At 60.6% G+C, this 15,839-nt stretch carries 15 protein-coding genes; 7 read left to right on the forward strand and 8 right to left on the reverse strand.

What is annotated here, in order from left to right; translation table 11 throughout:
* Positions 1–16 precede the first annotated feature (16 nt).
* The 6 genes from KQ659_RS14030 (at position 17) to trpS (ending at position 4,736) form a co-directional block, all read left to right on the forward strand.
* Positions 17–880, forward strand: a complete 864-nt coding sequence (locus tag KQ659_RS14030; RefSeq protein ID WP_216688374.1) for a DUF4198 domain-containing protein — start codon at positions 17–19, stop codon at positions 878–880.
* A gap of 72 nt (positions 881–952) precedes the next feature.
* Positions 953–1,327: an STAS domain-containing protein gene (locus tag KQ659_RS14035; RefSeq protein ID WP_168675310.1), complete on the forward strand. Its 375-nt coding sequence runs from the start codon at positions 953–955 to the stop codon at positions 1,325–1,327.
* 134 nt (positions 1,328–1,461) lie between these two features.
* Entirely contained in the window at positions 1,462–2,373 is a 912-nt protein-coding gene (locus tag KQ659_RS14040) for a ribonuclease Z (RefSeq protein WP_216686326.1), read from the forward strand.
* 11 nt (positions 2,374–2,384) lie between these two features.
* The gene (locus KQ659_RS14045) at positions 2,385–3,131 is read left to right on the forward strand and encodes a queuosine precursor transporter (protein ID WP_216680484.1); all 747 of its coding nucleotides are present in this window, start codon (positions 2,385–2,387) and stop codon (positions 3,129–3,131) included.
* An 11-nt stretch (positions 3,132–3,142) separates the two neighbouring features.
* On the forward strand, positions 3,143–3,742 hold the full coding sequence (locus KQ659_RS14050; protein ID WP_216688373.1) for a hypothetical protein: 600 nt from the start codon (positions 3,143–3,145) through the stop codon (positions 3,740–3,742).
* Between the two features lie 19 nt (positions 3,743–3,761).
* Positions 3,762–4,736 carry a tryptophan--tRNA ligase gene (trpS, locus tag KQ659_RS14055; RefSeq protein ID WP_216680482.1) on the forward strand — a complete coding sequence of 325 codons (975 nt, stop codon included), beginning with the start codon at positions 3,762–3,764 and terminating at the stop codon, positions 4,734–4,736.
* A gap of 155 nt (positions 4,737–4,891) precedes the next feature.
* Here the strand turns inward: trpS and KQ659_RS14060 are convergent, their stop codons facing one another.
* From KQ659_RS14060 to KQ659_RS14070, 3 genes are all read right to left on the reverse strand, one after another.
* A complete protein-coding gene (locus tag KQ659_RS14060; RefSeq protein ID WP_226915944.1) occupies positions 4,892–5,842 on the reverse strand; it encodes a hypothetical protein in 951 nt (316 codons plus the stop codon).
* Positions 5,843–5,960: 118 nt separating this feature from the next.
* Positions 5,961–7,181 carry a CaiB/BaiF CoA transferase family protein gene (locus KQ659_RS14065; protein ID WP_216688372.1) on the reverse strand — a complete coding sequence of 407 codons (1,221 nt, stop codon included), beginning with the start codon at positions 7,179–7,181 and terminating at the stop codon, positions 5,961–5,963.
* 232 nt (positions 7,182–7,413) lie between these two features.
* Positions 7,414–8,160 (reverse strand): class I SAM-dependent methyltransferase, encoded by a 747-nt coding sequence (locus tag KQ659_RS14070; RefSeq protein ID WP_216688371.1) that lies wholly within the window; start codon positions 8,158–8,160, stop codon positions 7,414–7,416.
* Positions 8,161–8,419: 259 nt separating this feature from the next.
* Between KQ659_RS14070 and KQ659_RS14075 the strand changes: the two genes are divergently transcribed.
* Positions 8,420–10,171, forward strand: coding sequence for a DEAD/DEAH box helicase (locus KQ659_RS14075; RefSeq protein WP_332875070.1), 1,752 nt, complete (start codon positions 8,420–8,422; stop codon positions 10,169–10,171).
* A gap of 212 nt (positions 10,172–10,383) precedes the next feature.
* On the opposite strand, the gene KQ659_RS14080 is transcribed toward KQ659_RS14075, so the two are convergent.
* The 5 genes from KQ659_RS14080 to argS form a co-directional block, all read right to left on the reverse strand.
* Complete coding sequence (locus tag KQ659_RS14080; protein ID WP_216688370.1) at positions 10,384–11,301, reverse strand: hypothetical protein; 918 nt, start codon at positions 11,299–11,301, stop codon at positions 10,384–10,386.
* A 169-nt stretch (positions 11,302–11,470) separates the two neighbouring features.
* On the reverse strand, positions 11,471–12,367 hold the full coding sequence (locus tag KQ659_RS14085; protein ID WP_216680478.1) for a 1,4-dihydroxy-2-naphthoate polyprenyltransferase: 897 nt from the start codon (positions 12,365–12,367) through the stop codon (positions 11,471–11,473).
* 157 nt (positions 12,368–12,524) lie between these two features.
* Positions 12,525–13,115 carry a glutathione peroxidase gene (locus KQ659_RS14090; protein WP_216680477.1) on the reverse strand — a complete coding sequence of 197 codons (591 nt, stop codon included), beginning with the start codon at positions 13,113–13,115 and terminating at the stop codon, positions 12,525–12,527.
* Between the two features lie 123 nt (positions 13,116–13,238).
* Complete coding sequence (locus KQ659_RS14095; RefSeq protein ID WP_216688369.1) at positions 13,239–13,820, reverse strand: LOG family protein; 582 nt, start codon at positions 13,818–13,820, stop codon at positions 13,239–13,241.
* 128 nt (positions 13,821–13,948) lie between these two features.
* The gene (gene argS, locus KQ659_RS14100; RefSeq protein ID WP_216688368.1) at positions 13,949–15,742 is read right to left on the reverse strand and encodes an arginine--tRNA ligase; all 1,794 of its coding nucleotides are present in this window, start codon (positions 15,740–15,742) and stop codon (positions 13,949–13,951) included.
* Positions 15,743–15,839: the final 97 nt, after the last annotated feature.

Consider the following 15,839-nt stretch of genomic DNA (forward strand, 5'->3'; position numbering starts at 1 on the left):
CCTCTGCGTCATCTCTATGAGTTTCAAAATCACTGTTCTGTTTCTGCTGCTTACCACCGCCGCCCTCGCCCACGAGTTCTGGCTCGAAGCCCCGCGCTTTCGCCTGCAGCCGAGCGAAACGGTGAACGTGCACTCCTTCATAGGGGCTGATTTTAAGGGCGAGCCCTGGACCACCAAAGCCGCCAAAATCCAGCGCCTCACCCGTTTTGGCCCCACCCCGGAAGACTCCACCGACCTCACGCCGAAAAACGCCACCGCAACCGACACCTTTCGCACTGGCTTCACCTTTACCCGGCCCGGCACCCACGTCGTACTGCTGCAAAGCACCAACTCGTTCATCGAGCTGCCCGCCGACCAGTTCACCGCCTACCTGCGCGAAGAAGGCCTCGACTACGCCCTGAAACTACGCCAGGAAAACGACCAGATGGCCCAGCCCGGCCGCGAAACCTACCGCCGCTGCGCCAAAACCCTGATTCAGGTGGGCGAAGCCGCTGCTAATGAGGCCGTTACCGACAGCGCCTGCCGCCACTTCTACGGCCTACCCCTAGAGCTGGTACCCGAACAAAACCCCTACCGCCTGGCCGCCGACAAAGCCCTGACCGTGCGCGTGCTCCGCGCCGGCCGGCCGGCGTTTGGCGCGGCCGTGCAGGTGTGGCAGCGCCAGCCCGGCGGCCTGCCCACCACCCATTACACCACCCGCGCCAACCAAAACGGCCGTATCTTGTTACGCCTATCAGGACCCGGCCCTTATTTGCTGGCGGCTGTGGACATGAGCGCGGCTCCTGCCAAACTGCGCCCCCGCGCCGATTGGCAATCGACCTGGGCCTCGCTAACCTTCGCCGGTCCGGCCGCAGCCGCGCGAATACCCACAAAACATTAGCCAACTTCACCCAGAATTTTAGGTTTTTTCTTTACCTTCGCCGTTCTCTTACCCTCCCTGGCCCTACGCTGTATGAAGTACACGATTGATAAAAAAGATAGCTACACCATCATCACCATTGAGGAGAAGAAGCTCGACACCACCGTCGCGCCCGACCTCAAGTCGGAGTTCGTGAAGCTCAACGCTGAAGGCATTAACAACCTGATACTCGACCTCACGAACGTGAAATACACGGATTCGTCGGGCCTCAGCTCCATTCTTATTGCCAACCGTTTGTGCAACTCCACGGGCGGCCTGCTGGTGCTCACCGGCCTGCAAGACCATGTGCTGAAACTTATCACCATCAGCAAGCTCGAATCCGTTCTGCACATCCTGCCTACGGTAGAAGAAGGCATCGACCGCGTGTTTTTGCACGCCATCGAGCGCGACCTGACTGATAAGGAATAGATTTTTTTAGTTGCCGGTTGTTGGTTGTCAGTTGTCAGTTTGTTGAAGCTGGCAACTGGCAACCAACTTTCGTTTCTGCACCACTCAACGCAGGCCTGACAACCAGCAACTACCAACTGACAACTATTTCGCTTGTGACTTTTGAGCTGAAGATTCTGGGGTCGGCTTCGGCCACGCCCACGGCCGGGCGCCACCCCACGGCCCAGGTACTCACCGTTAGCGCGTCGAACTACCTCATTGACTGCGGCGAAGGCACCCAGTGGCAGATGCTGGAGTACCGCGTGCGGCCCCACCACGTCCGGGCCATCTTCATCTCGCACCTGCACGGCGACCATTATTTCGGACTATTTGGGCTGCTGGGCACCATGCATTTGCAGGGCCGCACCCAACCGCTGATTATCATCGGCCCGCCCGGCCTCGATGAGGTGCTGGTGACCCAGGCCCGCGTTTCCAATATGCAGTTGGGCTTCGCGATGGAGTTTATCGCCATCGACACAACCGCGCACGCCGTGGTGTATGAAGATGAAAACCTGACCGTGACCACCCTGCCCATGCGCCACCGCATTCCGTGCGCCGGCTATCTGTTCACGGAAAAGCCGCGCCGCGCCAACTTGCTGAAAGATAAGCTGCCTGCCGGCCTCACACCCGCCCAGCTGGCCCGCCTGGCCCAGGGCGAAGACCTACCCGCCGATGAGCAGCAGCCCGGCCTGCGCCACGCCGACGTGGCCGGCCCCGCCCCCACCCCGCGCCGCTACGCCTTCTTCTCCGATACGCTCTACACACCCGCGCTGGTGCCCTACATCCAGGGCGTCGATTTGCTTTACCACGAGGCCACCTTCCTGGAAGACATGCGGGAGCGCGCCGCCCAGACCCACCACAGCACTGCCCGCCAGGCCGCCCAGATTGCCCACGAGGCGGGCGTGAAACGGCTGCTGCTGGGCCACTTCTCCAGCCGCTACAAGGCCCTGGAGCCGCTGTTGCATGAGGCCCAGGCCATATTCCCCACCGTCGAGCTGGCCACGGAAGGGTTGGTAGTGAGCCTGTAAACCGATTGATTATGAATAATTTCGCTAATAAAAAGCAACAGCTTTACCTAGTCCTCAGCGGAATTTTCCTGGTGAATGCGCTGCTGGCCGAAATCATCGGCGTCAAGATTTTCTCGGCCGATAAACTGATGGGCCTGCCCGGCAACCTCACGGCAGGCGTACTCATCTGGCCGGTAGTTTTCGTGACCACGGACATCATCAACGAGTATTTCGGCAAGGCCGGCGTGCTGCGCATCAGCTACCTCACGGTGGTGCTCATCCTGTTCGCTTTCGGGGTTATCTACCTCACCACCAAGCTGCCCCCGGCTGATTTCTGGCTCGATGTGAACAAGACCGATAACGAGGGCCGGCCCTTCAACATCGACTTTGCCTACCAGAGCATTTTCCGGCAGGGCCTGGGCATTATCACGGGCTCGATTGTGGCATTTGGAGTGGGGCAGGTCCTGGATGCAACTATTTTTGAGGCCATTCGCAAGGCCACGGGCGGACGCTATATCTGGCTGCGCGCCACGGGCTCAACCCTGATTTCGCAGCTGGTGGATTCGTTTGTGGTGCTGTACGTAGCTTTTTACGTGTTTGGCAACTGGACTTTCGACCAGGTTCTCAGCGTGGCCAACACCAATTACTGGTACAAGTTTGCGGCGGCCATTCTGCTCACGCCGGTGCTCTACCTGGCGCACTGGCTCATCGATAAGTACCTCGGGAAAGAGGAAACAGCCGAATTGCAAGAAGAGGCCGTGGAGAATGTGAGCGTATAATTTTGTGTGCTATGCGAAAAAAAATCCTCATTGCAACTGCTGGTTTTTTGGTCACCTACAGCAGCATAGCGCACGGGTTTTTCACGTCTTATATCGTTGACTATTTGCGTGGTCCTGGTTCATATACCTTGGCCAATGGTTCTGTGGGAGAGGGCAAGCTGAGCTTCCGTACGCGTGGTGAAACCACCTTATACGTTGGCAATAATCTTCAATTTTCAGCCAAAGAAGTTAGGTCTTTCACCATCGACAGTCACACGCTGGTTCCTGCCGGAAATTTCGATTTTGAATTTAGCGTACACAGTTATCACGCCGAAAACACGTTCATCGAATACGCCGACACTTCCGGCTACCTGCAACTGGCCCTTTTTCATACCGCCGAACCCATCGGGAGCACAACGGTGTCCTTTGCCACCTACCTGCTACGCCGCCGGGGCGATAAAGAGTTTATATCAAGCCCGAATGCTTTCAAGAAATGGAGCAAGGATGACCGCCAAGACCTGGCCGAAGAACTGTCCCGATGGCCTGAGCTACAGCAAGCCGTTAAATCCGGCACAGCCACCTTTGAAAATTTCCCCGAATACGTGCGTCGCGCTAATCAGGCAGGCCATTAATTCACACTTCTAATTATCCATGTCCCGCATCCTTACCGGCATCCAAAGCACCGGCCGGCCGCACCTCGGCAACCTGCTCGGGGCCATCCTGCCCGCCATCGAGCTATCGAAAAACCCGGCCAACGACTCGCTCTATTTCATCGCTGACCTGCACTCGCTCACCACCGTGCGCGACCCCGCCGTGCTACGCGCCAACACCTACGCCGTGGCCGCCGCGTGGCTGGCCTGCGGCTTCGACACCGAAAGAAACCTGTTTTACCGGCAGTCCGACGTGCCGCAGGTAACGGAGCTGACCTGGTACCTGAGCTGCTTCACGCCCTACCCCATGCTGGCCAACGCGCACAGCTTCAAGGACAAGAGCGACAAGCTGTCGGACGTAAACGCCGGCCTCTTCACCTACCCCGTGCTGATGGCAGCCGACATCCTGCTCTACGATGCCGAAATCGTGCCCGTGGGCAAAGACCAGATTCAGCACCTCGAAATTGCCCGCGATATTGCCAAAGCCTTCAACTCCCGCTACGGCGAGACCTTAGTAGAGCCCCAGGCCCGCGTCGATGCCGAGCTGATGACCATTCCCGGCACCGACGGGGCCAAGATGAGCAAGAGCTACGGCAACACCATCGACATTTTCCTGCCCGAAAAGGAACTCCTGAAGACCATCAAAACCATTGTTTCGGACAGCACGCCACTCGAAGCGCCCAAAAATCCGGATGCGGATGTGACGTTCAAGCTGTACTCGCTGCTGGCCGCGCCCGCCGAGATTGAGACAATGCGCGCCAACTACCTGGCCGGTGGCTACGGCTACGGCCACGCCAAAAAGGAGCTGTATGAGTTGATTCTGCGCCGTTTTGCCGTGGAGCGCGAGCGGTTCGACTTCTACATGAGCAACCTGCCCGAGCTGGACGCGGCGCTGGCCATTGGCGCCAAGCGGGCGCAGGAATACGGCGCGGGCGTGCTGGCCAAAGTGCGCCAGAAAGTAGGCTACGGTGTCTAAACTGCGAATTCGTCGGATTAGTCAGATTTTGTGGACGATTCTATTATCAAAAAAAGGCTGCCAACTGGCAGCCTTTTTTTGATAATAGTGAGTAGTCATTCTTGGACCTAGACCTGGCCGTCCACAAAATTCGATGAATCCGACGAATCCGCAGTTCAGATAACCTGCTGCGCCGAGAAGCTAAAGCCGACCTTACTACCACGGCTCACCTGCTGGTTTTCCAGCTTCTGCTTCACTGAGATTTTCTGGATTTCGGGCAGCGGCGGGGCAATAAGGTCGTTATTGACGGCGGCAATCATGGCGCTTTCCACGAAGAGTTTCATCGCCTCGGGGCAAATATGATTGTCGCTCATGTCGTTATCGGGTAGCTCCAGTTGCTGCGCGCCTTCGAGGCAATAGTGATTATCGATGTTGACCAGCAGGCGGCCGACGAGGTAGCCGGGGTCATTCAGGCGCTGATATTTGATACTATCGGCCATGAAGTTATAGGCCATAATGTGGCCGAAGAAGCGGCGGCGGAAATCAGCCTCCACGTATTTGCTGGCCATGGGGCCATAGTCGTCGGGGAAGGTGACGATGTTGGAGTGCATCACAAAAACCAGCAAATCGCCCGAAAACCGGATGTGAAATTCCATGTCGTTGATGGAACGGTACTCAATCACCACACTCGAATCGAGGGGCGTGAGCTTGCGGGTGAGCTCCAGCACCAACTCCTGCGACACCAGCCGCAGGCAGTCGAACGCAGCCAGGGTGTTGCGGTAAATAGCCTGTTTGGCAGTTGATTTCTGTTTAAGGCCCTCAAAAATCTGGTTGAGGCGGTCGGCCGGAGCTTCGGTGGGCGAGCCGGCCGCAGCGGTGGGGCGGTTGTCGGTGGCGGTGGCCCCGGAGTGCGCCAGCGCATCGGCGACGGGATTGGCCTTAGCGGCTTTGGCCGGGGAGGCTTTGGCTGGCGTGGCTTTGGCGGGCTTGGTCCGCGCCGGCTGGACGGGGCGGGTGGGGCGTTTGCGCGGCGGCACGGGCGGGGGCAGCTCGGTAGGCACCGGCGGCACGTCGGCAGGGCTGAGCAGCTTGGACACGACGGGTTTCGGGGTGGTTTTTTTGGCCATGAGAGAAGAGAATTGCGCCCCCACTGCGGTGGCGGGACCAGGGTATTGCGGGGCAGCCTTGCCAACGAAGCGGGCTACCCAGCTGCAACCGGATTGGGCTGGCAGCAGCCGGGCGCCTTCAACCAGGCACCAGGGTAGGTACGTCGCCTACCCCACCCATAGTTTCAGCCGTACCCGCCGAAACCGTGCCGGAACTGGTGGTATTTGCCGTCCCCAATGCCGGAGGCGCGCTCAACTCAACCACCTCCGGCCATTGCGAGCTGCAAAATGCCACCGTGCGCAGCCCGGCCGGCCCCGCCCCAACCACCGGTAGCAGCATTGCCGCCGCCGATGGCTGCCGCAGGGCTTCCCCCACCGAGCGCACGGCCCCGGCGGGCACGGCGCGGCGTTCCAAGTCGACCAGTAGCGCGTCGCCATCCACGGCAGCAATGGCTTCGGTAAGCATACTTTCCAACGCGGCACGATGGGCCACACGGGCGGCATTGGTAGCAAAACGGGCATCGGTAGCCAAATCAGGCCGGCTCAGCGCGGCGCACAGCTGCCGGAACTGGCCGTCGGAGCCCACGGCCAGCACCAGCTGGCGGCCATTAGCAGCACGGTACACGGTGCCGTAGGGCACGATGCTGGGGTGGCCCGAGCCCAGCGGCTGCGGGTCGTGGCCGGTCACGAGATAAGTAGCCGCCTGGTTGGCCAACGAGGCCAGGGCGGAGTCGAGCAGGCTCACCTGCACCAAGGCCCCACGGCCGGTGCGCTCGCGCTGAAACAGCGCGGTGAGCAGCCCTTCCTTCAGCTGGTGCGCGGCCAGCAAGTCCACCATAGCCACGGGCATTTTCTGGGCAGGCTGGCCGGAGCCGGCGGCATTGAGGAACATAAAACCGGCTTCAGCTTGCAGCACGGCATCGTAGCCGGCACGGGCATTGTCGGGGCCGTAGCCGGTGAGGTGGCCGTAGAGCAGGCGCGGGTTCTCTTGCGATAAGGTGGCGTAGTCGGCGCGGAGCTTTTCGGCATCGCCGGGTTTGTAGCTGGCCAGCACGATATCGGCCGAGGCCACCAGGCGGCGCAGCTCGGTTTGGCCGGCGGCGGTAGTGAGGTCGAGCACCAGCGAGCGTTTGCCCCAGTTGGAGGCAGAGAAATAGGCCGAAACTGAAGATGCCTCAGCCCCTGGCGTGGCAGCAGTTTCGTCGCTGGTTTTCCAGGTGCGGGTGACGTCGCCGGCCGGACTTTCGATTTTGAGGACCTCGGCCCCCAGCTCCGCAAAGAACTGGCCCACCTGCGGGCCGGCCAGCACGGAAGCCAGCTCGATGACGCGGAAGTGGGCAAAGGGAAGTGGATTGTTCATTGGCGTAAGTGTTTTTCTCTGACTAAGAACCTATCCGATATGATGCATCAGGCAGTGCGGAGCAAAGCAGCTTTACCGCAACAGTAATCAAGGCTATTGCAGTAAAGATGCTTCGTTGCGCTCGGCATGACTACTTTTTAGCACCTATTTGGATAGGCTCATAGCTATCAGCCTTGTTTTTGGCCCAATCAATCCATTTCCACACTTTCCCCAACGCTGGGGCCGACTCGATTTATTCTACCCGCCCGGCCCGCGCAAAAACCGGGAACGTGATGATGCGGGCCTGCGGCCCCCACAGCCGCGTCAGCTCCTCGGCAACCAGGGCCATCATGTCGGCTCCGGCGTATTGCCGGGCGTAGTTGGCCGTGGCCGACCAGGTGCGCAGGTAATTCAGCATGTCGTCGGCCGTCCAGTGCTTTTTCACGGCGAAACGCGCCCGCTGCACATCGGCAAACGGGAAGGGCAGGTCGGCGTACTCGTTTTCGATGTGGCGGCGGTTGGCATCCCAGTACGGGGCCGAGGTTACGTCGTGAAAATTATCGAGCACTTGGTTTAGCTCGGGCGTTTCGAGGCGGCACAGCTGGTAGCCCCATTCGGCCAGCACTGCGCCGGGCCGGGCCACGCGGCGCACCTCCCGGTGGTAGGCTTCGTTATCGAACCAATGCACGGCTTGGGCCACGGTAATCAGGTCGAAGCGCTGGTTGGGGAAGGGCGTATGCTCGGCCGTGGCCCGCTGGTAGTGGATATTGGGGCGCGGCGGGGCCTGCGCCAATTGATTGTCGCTGAGGTCGGTGGCATCTACCCGAATAAAGGATTCGGCCAGCACCGCCGCTACCTGGCCGTTGCCAGTGGCGCAGTCCCAGGCCCGCTCGCGGCTTTCTACCTGGGGCAGCAGCCAGTCATAAAGCTCGGCGGGATAAGCAATGCGGTAGCGGGCATAGTCGGCGGCCTGAGCAGAGAAACGGTCGAGGGCGGGCATGAGGAGGAATGGATTTGTGGGTTCGATAAGTATAAAGAACGTCATGCCGAGCGCAGCCGAGGCATCTCGCGTGCCACAGTAAATCAATCGTTCAACGACGCGAGCGAGATGCCTCGACTCCGCTCGGCATGACGTTCTTATTCAAGCCAGCTCCCCTGCTTCCTCCTCCCGGCCGCCGGCCGTATCTTTACCTCAAATCAAGCGGTTTGCTGGCCAAAGCATCAAGGTCAGCCCTTTTACAACCCTAATAAGCTGAACCTTGACGTTTCACGAATTTAACCTCCACGACGACCTGCTCGCTGGCATCGACGCCATGAACTACCAGCAGGCCACCCCCATTCAGGAGCAGGCCATTCCTAAAATTATCGAAGGCAAAGACCTGATTGCCTGCGCCCAGACCGGCACCGGTAAAACAGCTGCCTACCTACTGCCGCTGCTCGACAAGATTTCGCACGCCAAGCACGGCCACACCACCACCCTCATTCTGGTGCCCACCCGCGAGCTGGCCACCCAGATTGACGAGCAGGTGATGGGCTTCGGCTACTACGTGGAAGCTAGTAGCATTGCCATTTACGGCGGCGGCAAATCGGAGAACTGGGAGCAGCAGAAGCGCGCCCTCACCTCGGGGGCCGACATCATCATCGCCACGCCCGGCCGCCTCATCGCCCACCTTCAAATGGGCTACGTGAAATTCGACCAGATTAAGTACCTGGTGCTGGATGAGGCCGATAAAATGATGGACATGGGCTTCAGCGATGATATCTTCAACATCGTGCGCCAGCTGCCCAAGGAGCGCCAGACGCTGCTGTTCTCGGCCACCATGCCGAGCAAAATCCGCGACTTCTCGCAGCAGATTCTCAACAACCCCGAGGAAATCCGCCTGGCCGTTTCCAAGCCCGCCGCCGGCATCGACCAGCAGTTGTACATGGCCTTCGACCGCCAGAAAATCTACGTCCTCGAGCACATCATCAAAACCCAGGATGTGCAGAGCATGGTGCTCTTCACCAGCCAGAAAGCGGCCGTGGCCGGCATTGTAAAAGCCGTGAACAAGCTCGGCATCGAGGCCCGCGGCATCAGCTCCGACCGCACCCAGGAAGAGCGGGAGGAAATCATGCGCGCCTTCAAAAACAAGCAGTTTCCTATCCTGGTGGCCACCGACGTGCTCAGCCGCGGCATCGATATCGACTCGCTGAGCCACGTGGTGAACTACGACATCCCGCGCGCTGCCGAGGACTACGTGCACCGTATCGGCCGCACGGCCCGCGCCGCCACCAAAGGCACGGCCATCACCTTCATCTCGGACCAGGACCAGGACCGGGTGCTGAAGATTGAGAAGCTCATTGAGCGCGACCTCGAAAAGCGCGCCATCACCGAGGAGCTGGGCCTGGGCCCAGCCCCGGAATTCGACCCCAAACGCTTTGCCGGCCTGGGTGGTAAAATCGGCGGCCGCCCGGTGCGCGGCGGCCACAGCGGCGGTAGCGGTGGCGGAAGCCGCGACCGTGGCCCCCGCCCCGAAGGTGGCGGTGGTGGCCGCGACGGTGGCCGCGACGGTGGCCGCGATGGCGGCAAGCCCCGCCGCGACGCCCCCGACCCCAAAGACCCCAAGCACCTGGAGCGCCTCGCCGCCGCCAAAAATGCCCTGGCCGCCCTCGATGCCGGCCACGCCCCCACCGTGCCATACCAGCGCCCGCCACGCCCCGAAGGCGAAGAACGCCGCGACCGTGGCCCCCGCCCCGAGCGCACTCCGCGCCCCGAAGGCGAAGCCCGCCCACCCCGCGAGCCGCGAGCCCCCCGGCCCGAAGGCGAGCCGCGCCCCCCGCGTGAGCCCCGCGCCGAAGGCGAAAGCCGCCCGCCCCGCGAGCCCCGTCCCGAAGGGGAAACCCGCGAGCCCCGCGCCGACGGCGAGCGCCGCCGCAGCCGCGGTGGCCGCAACCGCAGCCGCGGCCCCAAGCCGGAAGGCGGCACTCCGAGCGAAACCGGCAGCCCTGCCGAAACTGGCGCGGCTGAGTAGCCACTTTCCCCAACGCGAAGAAGCCTCCGCTGCACATGCAGCGGAGGCTTCTTCGCGTTGGGGAAATCCTGATTTAAGTACTGGTGCACAAGTACTTGATAACACTTCCTCAGAAGGATTTTTCGGGTATTTCCTGCGGTGTTCGTCTTGCTGATAGGCGTTTACAGGAGTCCTCAGTAGATTATACCTCTCCGCCCTATCGACAAATCCGGCTATCCTTTGCCTCCCGGGCTTACAACGAACAGCTGCGACAGCACCGGACTGGCACTGATGGTCGTTGGCTCATCACCAACCTTTAGTGAGTCATTTTTGATTTCCACCAGGCCAAACCACTTGCCAAAGCAATACAGTACCCGGCTGCTGAAAAGGTGGTCTATAAAGGTGGCCGGCGTCCAGTAATTCGTCGGAGGCTGCTCCTCCAGAAAATTGGGAAAGGCCAGCACGTATTTATCTACATAAAACGAGAGGGGCCGGGGCTGCTGCCCAAATCGAGCCAGCAAATACACGCAAAAGCTCCAGCCCAGCTGCCCTACTTGCGATTTGCTACTGCCAAACGAGTCGAAACTGCCCCAGTGCAGCCGGCCCGTAAACACCTCGAGCACCAGCCGGAACAGCTCGGGGCGCTGCCCGGCAACCAGCATACTTTCTCCTTTTTTGGTGAGGCTAAGCTTGCCCAGGGGCTTCTTCACCAGCTTGGCCACGTGGGCCAGATAGTGCGCGATTTCGATGAAGGGGGAATCAAACTCCCGGTTTAGCTTTATAAAGCCTTCATCCACATACTTACTGCGCATCAGCCCGTGCTCATACAGCTCCTGCACAAACTTGCGGGGCAGCGCGCCGGTAGCGGTGAGTTTGATGACTTTCTCACGCTGCACCAGCCGCAGCAGCTCCTCCACCTGCCGAAAAAAGGGCACCTGGTCGAGCACGGCATCGGGAAGCGTGCTTTGCAGGCGCACGGGCGCCGCAGCCGACAGCGGCCGGTACAACACATCCGCCATCTGATTGGGGATCAGACCGCTGCATGATGCCAGTGGTGCATTGTTATAGCTGTTTACATGCGCCGTCAGGCGCTGGTTCAGCTCGGCCACATCGCGGGCGGGTTTGTCGAAAAAATCCTTGGGCAGCTGCATTGGCGGGGTGGCTGAGACGACTAACTGCTGCTATTCATTGGCAGCAACTACTTTTCAATGAGCACCTTACGCGCCTATTAAGGCAAGAATTCACCTTGACTGAGGACTGAATGTGCCGGCCATTGGACAGGAAAGATATACCGGCGACCCCAATTAATTTCCCGGCGGCTTACCCCAGCACCTGCCCCACCCCAAACAGTACCGTGAATACCAGCGTACTCAGCGCCATCTGCTTGAGCAGCGGGTCGAGTTGCATCGATTCCTGCCGCTGCCACACCTGCCGGGCGTTGAAGGCAAACAACGGTGCAGCCAGCACAAACAGCCACTGCCACGGCGAATGGTACGTGAGCGCCACAAACACCGTGGCACAGCCCAGGCCCAGCACCAGCAGCAGCCAGTGGTAGCGCCGCGCATGAATGGGCCCCAGCCGCACCGGAATGGTGATTTTGCCGGCCAGCACATCGGAGTTGATGTCGCGGATATTGTTCACGTTCAGCACCGCCGTGGCGAAGCAGCCCAGCGCGGCGGCCGGCAGCAGCACCTGCAGCGGCAGTGCCCGGGTTTGCAAAAAATACGTGCCGCACACGCCCACAATGCCAAAAAACAGGAACACCGAAATGTCGCCCAGACCCGCGTAGCCATACGGGTTAGCGCCCGCCGTGTAGTTCACTGCCGCCCAGATGGCCGCCAACCCCAGCGCCACAAACGCCAGAAACAGCCCCAGACCCGCCGCGCCCAGCGCCACCCACAGCAGCGCGAGGCCGCTGGCCAGCGCCAGCAGGCCGCAAATCCACATGCCGCGCTTCATCTGAGCCGGGGTGATGGCCCCGCTCTGCACGGCGCGTTGCGGGCCTTGGCGGTGGATACTGTCGGCCCCGTTCTGGGAGTCGCCGTAGTCGTTGGCCAGATTGCTGAGCACTTGCAGCAGGATGGTGGTGAGGGCCGCCAGCGCCACTACCGGGCCGTTGAAATAGCCGGCCGCCTGGGCCAGAAAGCCGCCGGTGAGGATGCTGGCCAGGGCCAGCGGCAGGGTACGGGGGCGGAATGCAGAAATCCAGGGTGACATGGGCAAAAGAGATATCAAACAGCAAAAAAGAACGTCATGCTGAGCGAAGCCGAAGCATCTTTTACCGCTTCGTTGCAACGACGAAATTAGTTGCGCGGTAGAGATGCTTCGGCTACGCTCAGCATGACGTTCTGAAGTATTCAGGAAACGGCAAAAATTACTTCATGATATCAGCCAACAGCTCGGGGCTCAGGGGCGTCACTTTCGAAGGGTAGAATTTCAATACGTGGCCTTTTTCATCGACCAGGTATTTGCAGAAATTCCAGGTGGGCACGTCGCTCACGGCCCCGTTCTTGGTTTTATCAGCTAGGAATTTGAACAACGGAGCCGTGTCGATGCCTTTCACCGACACCTTGCTGAAGAGCGGGAACGTCACGCCGTAGTTCTTCTCGCAGAAGGTGGCAATCTGGGCCTCGGTGCCGGGCTCCTGGCCGCCGAAGTTGTTGGCCGGGAAGCCGAGTACGGTCACTTTGTCGCCGTGCTTTTTATACAGCTCCTCAAGCTCCTTGTACTGCGGGGTGAAGCCGCATTCCGAAGCGGTGTTCACAATCAGCAGCTTCTTGCCCTTGTACTGGCTCAGCTTCACGTCCTTACCATCGATGGATTTCACGGTGAAATCGTAGACGGAGGCGGGGGCGGCAGTGGTTTCCGTAGTTTCAGTCATGGCGGTGGGAGTAGCCGGTTTGGCGGCGATGAAAACCACGGCCGTAGCGGCAGTGGCCAGCGTGAGGAGAAGAGACTTGTTCATGAATTGGAAGTGATAAAGTGCGCAGTTGCGTGCGTAACCGTACGAAGGCCTGCAGGGTTTTAGATGTAGCGCGGTCGTACCCGGTAGGGACTTTTAGTCCCTACCGGGTACGACCGCGCTACATCATGTGGTGCGCGGCGTGAGCCACTTCTCCATCTGCACGGGCTGGTAGGCCGTCATCTGCGCCAGCAACTCTTCCGGGCTGGCCGATTGCAAGAGCTGGCTGCGGTTTTCGGCGCGGAGCAGCTGGTCGTCGCGCATGCGGTCGAGGGATTGCAGGAGCAGGTCGTAGTAGCCGTCCACGTTCAGCAGGGCCACGGGCTTCTGGTGCAGGCCGAGCTGGCCCCAGGTCAGCACTTCGAACAGCTCTTCGAGGGTGCCGTAGCCGCCGGGCATGGCGATGAAGCCATCGGCGCGGTCGGCCATCATCAGCTTGCGCTCGTGCATCGATTTCACCACGTACAGCTCGGTGCAGCCCTTGTGAGCCAGCTCCTTGGCATCCAGAAAATCGGGAATCACGCCCACTACCTGGCCGCCCAGGGCCAACACGGCATCGGCGATGGTGCCCATGAGGCCCACGCGGCCGCCGCCGTACACCAGCGTGAGGTTTTGGGCCACCATGGCCTTGGCGAGGGCCTGCGCCTGGGTAATGTAATTCGGATTGGTTCCGGCGCTGGAACCACAGTAAACGGCAATGCTTTTCATATTTCTGGAACGAAGTAGAGACGCGACACTTCGCGTCTCGTCGTTGCTGATGTTATTTTTAGAATGGCGCGGTTCCGGTCGTTCAACGAGGAGACGCGAAGTGTCGCGTCTCTACCTCGTTATGGCAATTACATGCGCTCGGGTACCTGGATACCCAGCAGGCCGAAGGCGGCTTTCAGCTGCTCGCCGGTGCGGGCCGACAGGGCGAGGCGCAGGTTGCGCTTGGCCAGGTCGGTTTCGGCAAAGATGGGCACTTTGGCGTAGAAGCGGTTGTAGTTGCGGGCCAGGTCGTAGGCGTATTGGGCCACCACGGCGGGCGATAGGTTCTTCGCGGCTTCTGCCACCACAGCCGGGTAGCGCGCCAGCTCCTGTATCAGCTCGCTGTCGGCGCTGTGCAGCTCGGTCACACTGGCCCAGTCGGCGGTTTCGTCAACGCCCAGCTCTACCGCTTTGCGCCGAACGGCCGCCGTGCGCGAGTGCGAGTACTGGATAAACGGCCCCGTGTCGCCCTCCAGGTTCACCGACTCTTCGGGGTTGAAGAGCATGCGCTTCTTGGGGTCCACTTTCAGCAGGTAGTATTTCAGCGCGCCCAGGCCGAGGATGTGGTACAGCTCCTCCAGCTCGGCATCGCTGAGGCCTTCGGTTTTGCCTTTTTCGAGGGTGGCGGCTTTGGCGGCGGCCACTACGTCACGCACCAGCTCGTCGGCATCGACCACGGTGCCTTCGCGCGACTTCATCTTGCCCGAGGGCAGGTCCACCATGCCATAGCTGAGGTGGTGGATGGCGTCAGCGTAGGGCTTGCCCAGCTTTTTGAGCGTGGCCTGCAGCACCTGCATGTGGTAGTTCTGCTCGTCGGCGATGACGTAGATGCTGCTGTCGTAGCCAAAATCCTGGTACTTCAGCTCGGCCGTGCCCAGGTCCTGGGTGATGTAGACGCTGGTGCCGTCGGCGCGGAGCAGGAGCTTTTCATCAAGTCCTTCGGCCTGCAAATCGACCCACACCGAACCGTTTTCCTTCTTGAAGAATACGCCCTTTTCCAGACCTTCCTCTACCCGCTCCTTGCCCAGCAGGTAGGTGCCCGATTCATAATAAAACTTATCGAAATCGACGCCGATGTTCTTGTATGTGGCATCGAAGCCTTCGTACACCCAGCCGTTCATCAGGCTCCAGAGGGCTTTCACTTCGGGGTCGCCGGCTTCCCAGGCCTGCAGCATCTGCTGGGCCTCGGCCATGAGGGGGGCGCTTTTCTTGGCTACTTCGTTGGTCACGCCTTCGGCCTCAAGCTGGCGGATTTCCTCGCGGTAGTGCTTCTCAAACAGCACGTAGTACTTGCCGGCGAGGTGGTCGCCCTTCAGGCCCGCGCTCTGGGGGGTTTCGCCCTGGCCGAAGTGCTGGTAGGCAATCATCGACTTGCAGATGTGGATGCCCCGGTCGTTCACCAGGTTGGCTTTGGTGACGGTGGCGCCGGTGGCTTTCAGAATCTCGGCCACCGAGTAACCCAGGAAGTTGTTGCGCAAGTGGCCCAGGTGCAGGGGCTTGTTGGTGTTGGGCGAGGAGTACTCCACCACCACATTCTGCGGGCCATCGGTGGCCACGGACGCGGTGGCGGGCTGGGCGCGCAGCTGCTCGAACACCGCCAGCCACTCGGCATCGGCAATTTCGAGGTTCAGGAAGCCTTTCAGCACGTTGAAGCCGCTCACGCTGGGCTCGTGGGCTTTCAGCCACTCGCCCAGCGCCTGGCCGATTTGCTCGGGACCTTTGCCCAGCACTTTGGTGAGCGCAAACGTGACGAGGGTGAAGCTACCGGCAAACTCCTTGCGCGTGGGCTGGAGCGTGAGGCTGGCGGCGGGAATTTCTACGCCGAATACGGCCTGCGCGGCAGCTTGCAGGGCGGTTTTGAGGGAGTTTTCTAACTGTTGCACGGGGCAAAGGTACGGGCTGGTACGGGGTAGCCGTAGCGCTGGCCGCAGTTTAGCGCGCAGTGCGTAACTGCTGGCTGCTGGTGAGGCGCGTTCGCAA

This window comes from Hymenobacter siberiensis (genome assembly GCF_018967865.2).
Classification (GTDB): Bacteria; Bacteroidota; Bacteroidia; order Cytophagales; family Hymenobacteraceae; genus Hymenobacter; species Hymenobacter siberiensis.